At 37.7% G+C, this 4,183-nt stretch carries 3 protein-coding genes; all 3 read left to right on the top strand.

Features of this window, described 5'->3' with window-relative positions; genetic code table 11:
- Positions 1–1,068 (top strand): serpin family protein (locus F6K13_RS21235; protein WP_287288295.1); only part of this gene is annotated, 1,068 nt, incomplete at its 5' end.
- Between the two features lie 724 nt (positions 1,069–1,792).
- Positions 1,793–3,688, top strand: a complete 1,896-nt coding sequence (locus F6K13_RS21230) for a serine/threonine-protein kinase (protein WP_124147057.1) — start codon at positions 1,793–1,795, stop codon at positions 3,686–3,688.
- Between the two features lie 93 nt (positions 3,689–3,781).
- The coding region (locus tag F6K13_RS21225; protein ID WP_287288293.1) for a hypothetical protein at positions 3,782–4,183 on the top strand (402 nt) is incomplete at its 3' end.

Below are 4,183 nucleotides of genomic sequence, written 5' to 3'. Positions count from 1 at the left end.
TTTTCAGAAATTCAGAAATCCAAATCCAATGAAAATGTTTTTATCTCACCAATAAGTATAGCGATCGCTCTATCAATGACCTACAATGGCGCTGCTGGCAAAACTCAAGAAGCTATGGCTAAAACTTTAAACTTTCAGGGAATGAGTTTAGAGGAAATTAATCAAGCAAATCAGGATTTAGGAATTTTATTAAATAGTTTAAATCCCGAGATTAAATTAAATATTGCTAACTCAATCTGGACTAGAAAGGGAATATCTTTTTATCCAAGTTTTATCCAAGTAAATCAAGATTTTTATCAGAGTCAGGTAAGAGAAATTGACTTTGACGATCCTGAAAGTCTGAAAATTATCAATAATTGGGTAAAAGATAAAACTGAAGGCAAAATAGATCAAATTATTCAAAAACTCGAACCCGAGGATGTCATGGTGTTATTAAATGCTATTTATTTTCAGGGCAATTGGGAAGAACAATTTTCTGAATATTCTACTAAAGATATGCCTTTTTATTTAGCCAATGGAACTCAAAAACAACATCCAATTATGTTCCAATCGTCAAGACATTTATATTACGAGAATCAATATTTTCAGGCAGTGAGTTTGCCCTATAAAAAAGGTCTGGTTAGTATGTATATATTTCTCCCCAGGGAACAAGTCAGTTTAGAGGGATTTTATCAAGTGTTGAATCAAAAAAACTGGGAAAATTGGATGAAACAGTTTGAAAGTTACGAAGTTAATTTAGGTTTGCCAACGTTGAAAAATGAATATGAAGTGACTCTCAATAATATGTTGAAATCTTTAGGAATGCAAATAGCTTTTCAAGGTGGAAGAGCAGACTTCTCTGGAATGAGTCGTGAGAAGTTATTTATCAGTGAAGTTAAGCATAAAACATTTGTTGAAGTGAATGAAACTGGAACAGAAGCAGCAGCAACTACCAGTGTAAGAATAACATTGGAAAGTGAAGTAATAACTGTCGATATGTTAGTTAATCGTCCTTTCTTTTTTGCCATTAGAGATAATAATTCTGGCACTATTTTGTTTATGGGAGAAATTACAAATCCAGAAAATTAGACTTCTTGCAGAAGTCAGGGAATAGTGAATAGGGAATAGGGGATATAGAAGAAAAAAATGGGAAAAGCAGATTAATTGATTTTCGCACCTCACCAGTCAGGGGAAACAAAGTAGTCATTTTGGAGCTTCATAAAATGAAATGACTATTGCGACATACGCAACATATTGAAAATATCACCACTCACATCCGAGTGCTTCACAAAATGGGAAAAGCAGATTAATTGATTTTCGCACCTCACCAGTCAGGGGAAACAAAGTAGTCATTTTGGAGCTTCATAAAATGAAATGACTATTGCGACATACGCAACATATTGAAAATATCAACACTCACATCCGAGTGCTTCACAAAATGGGAAAAGCCGATAAATTGATTTTCATACCTCACCAGTTTAGGAAACAAAGCAGTCAATCATTGAGAAATTAGTTTATGCCAATAATAAAATTACTTTTCAACTATTTTCATAAATTCATAAATCCCAATGATTAATAAATCAAAATTACGAACTTAAGGTAATTAGTTAAAACCACTATCACAGTCACATCATCAGCTACCCTGTAGAGATAATAGATTAAATTAAATATAACCTCTGATTTTTAACAGAATTAAATTATCCCTAACCTTTATACCCCTAAACCTATAATTTCGATTTTTGTAACGGAAAGTTCAACTTAAATATAATGAAATAACCCTAACTTGGACCCAAACTAACCATAATCCCTGTTTATGAATAACCCTATATATCCCGGACTAATACTCACTAACCGCTATAAAATAGTCAAACAATTGGGACATGGTGGTTTTGGACGCACCTACCTCGCAGAAGATAACCATCGTTTCCAAGAACCCTGTGTACTCAAAGAATTTGCCCCCCAAGTACACGGTAGTTATGCCTTACAAAAATCCCAAGAATTATTTGAAAGAGAAGCAGGGGTACTTTATAAATTGCGACATCCACAAATACCCGGGTTCCGAGAAATGTTTCGCGTTAAATTAGATGGAGAAGGATACCTATTTTTAGTACAAGATTATGTAGAAGGTAAAACTTATCGTGCTTTGCTAGAAAACCGCAAACGTCAAGGCACTTTTTTTAGCGAAACAGAAGTAACAAAATTTTTACTACAAATATTACCAGTCTTAGAATATATTCATAACTTGGGAGTTATTCACCGCGACATTTCCCCAGATAATATCATTCTGCGAAGCTCCGATAAACTGCCAGTATTAATAGATTTTGGTGGAGTCAAAGAAACAGCAACAAAAGTAGTATCTGAATATGCTCATGGTATTTCGCTCCAAGCAACAAGGTTGGGTAAAGTCGGATATGCACCAGACGAACAAATGCGACTAGGGATGATTAATGCCAACAGCGACCTATATGCTTTAGCAGCAACAGTCTTAGTATTACTGACAGGAAAAGAACCCTCTTTTTTAATAGATCCTCACGATTTAACCTTTAACTGGCGCAAAATAATTAGCATTAGTCCAAATTTAGGTAATGTGCTAGATAAAATGTTAGCTCCTCAACCAAGCGATCGCTATTCTACAGTTAGTCAAGTTATAGCAGAGCTTGAAAATTTTGCTTCTAGCACTGACCTAACACCGACCCAAGCAGCACCAAATGTCATCTCCACTCAACCTATTACCGCAGATCAAATCTCCAATGTCACAACAACACCAGTTTCCCAAATTCCAGCTACGACTAATAACCCTCAAAAATTTTCAATTTGGTCAACAATTTTATTAGTATTAGTAACAATATTTGGCATGGGAGGAATAGGTTGGATAGCTGGTAATTTTTGGTTAGAATACAACTCTAATCAAAAAGATAAAATTGTCAAAGAGAAACCCCAAGAATTGAGCGATAGCCTCCAAAAATCTGGCATTGAAGAGTCTTTCTTTTTTCCTTTAGTAGATGACTTTTTCTACGCTAAATATCCTCAAAAAAAAGGGCAAACTTTGAGTGATGAAACTTCAGAAGATAAATTATGGAAGTGGCGGTGGTATGAAATAGCAAACCAGTTACTTAACAAACTAGAAACGCTAAGTTTAGATGCTCGTCGTAGATTAGGAAATTATAGTAAAGATGATATTTATCGATGGAAGTCTCAACTTCATAGATTAAATATTAGTAGTACAGCTTTTAATGATTTGACCGATGCTCGATTTTTTTATTTATTCTCAGAACAACCCCGTGGAAAAAACATAATTGGTTTACCAATGGGTCAAATTTGGCAAGCGATCGCTACCGATACAATGAAAGCTTTACAAAGTAGAAAATCTTTAGAAGAAATTCGTTTTACACCAGGTTCATTTAGAGAAGTTGTGAATGGTAATTTACAACCAGGAGAAGGTAAAATTTATTTAGCATGGATACAAGCAGACCAAATTTTACGCGTCAGGTTACGAGTTAATTCTCCAGAAGTTTTCTTATCTATTTATCCTCCTGAAAAGTATCGTGGTAGGTCTAGAGCATTAGTAGAAGATCGAAATATAAATCTATGGAGGGGTCAAACCCTAACCTCTGGTTATTATCAATTTGTAGTTGTTTCTAATTCGGAGCAACCTATAGAATATTTTTTAGGAGTAGCTGCTAGAGATAGAATTAATCGTAGGTATTAGAGGAAGAAAGGGGAGTTGGGGAATGGGGGAGTGGGGGAGTAGTAAACATAAGAATAATATACACTTACTTGCTAATAATCGCTCTTAACGTTATTGAATTATACTAACTACTTAATTATTGAAGTCTTGCTGGCCCGCGCTGAGATCGGCGCGCAGCTTTTGAGCCGGATCACGCGGATCAGCGGGCCGCCTTGTGCGACCTCCGCAAATAATTCCAGCATGGCGCGGCTCGGTGCGCGGCTCGGTGCCCCCGATCTGGCCGTGTTGCGCGGCGGTTTCGATGGCGCGCTCCCCTTGCCCGGCGGCAAAATCGCCCTGGCGCGCGGGCTGGTCGAAGATCATGAAGCCCCAGACGTAGCCGGCGGCTACGTGCTGGCCGCGCAGACCGCCGCGCGCCTCACCGATCCCTTGGGCGCGGTGCTGGATCACGGCGGGCTTCTCGCCGCCTTCCGCTTGCTAACCACCGGGCAGCTTGATGCCGAAACGCTCGATGGC

This window comes from Okeania sp. SIO2B9, from assembly GCF_010672505.1.
Classification (GTDB): Bacteria; Cyanobacteriota; Cyanobacteriia; order Cyanobacteriales; family Microcoleaceae; genus Okeania; species Okeania hirsuta.
Note: the sequence above shows the minus strand (reverse complement) of the source record. Positions and strands in the feature narration are given on the sequence as shown.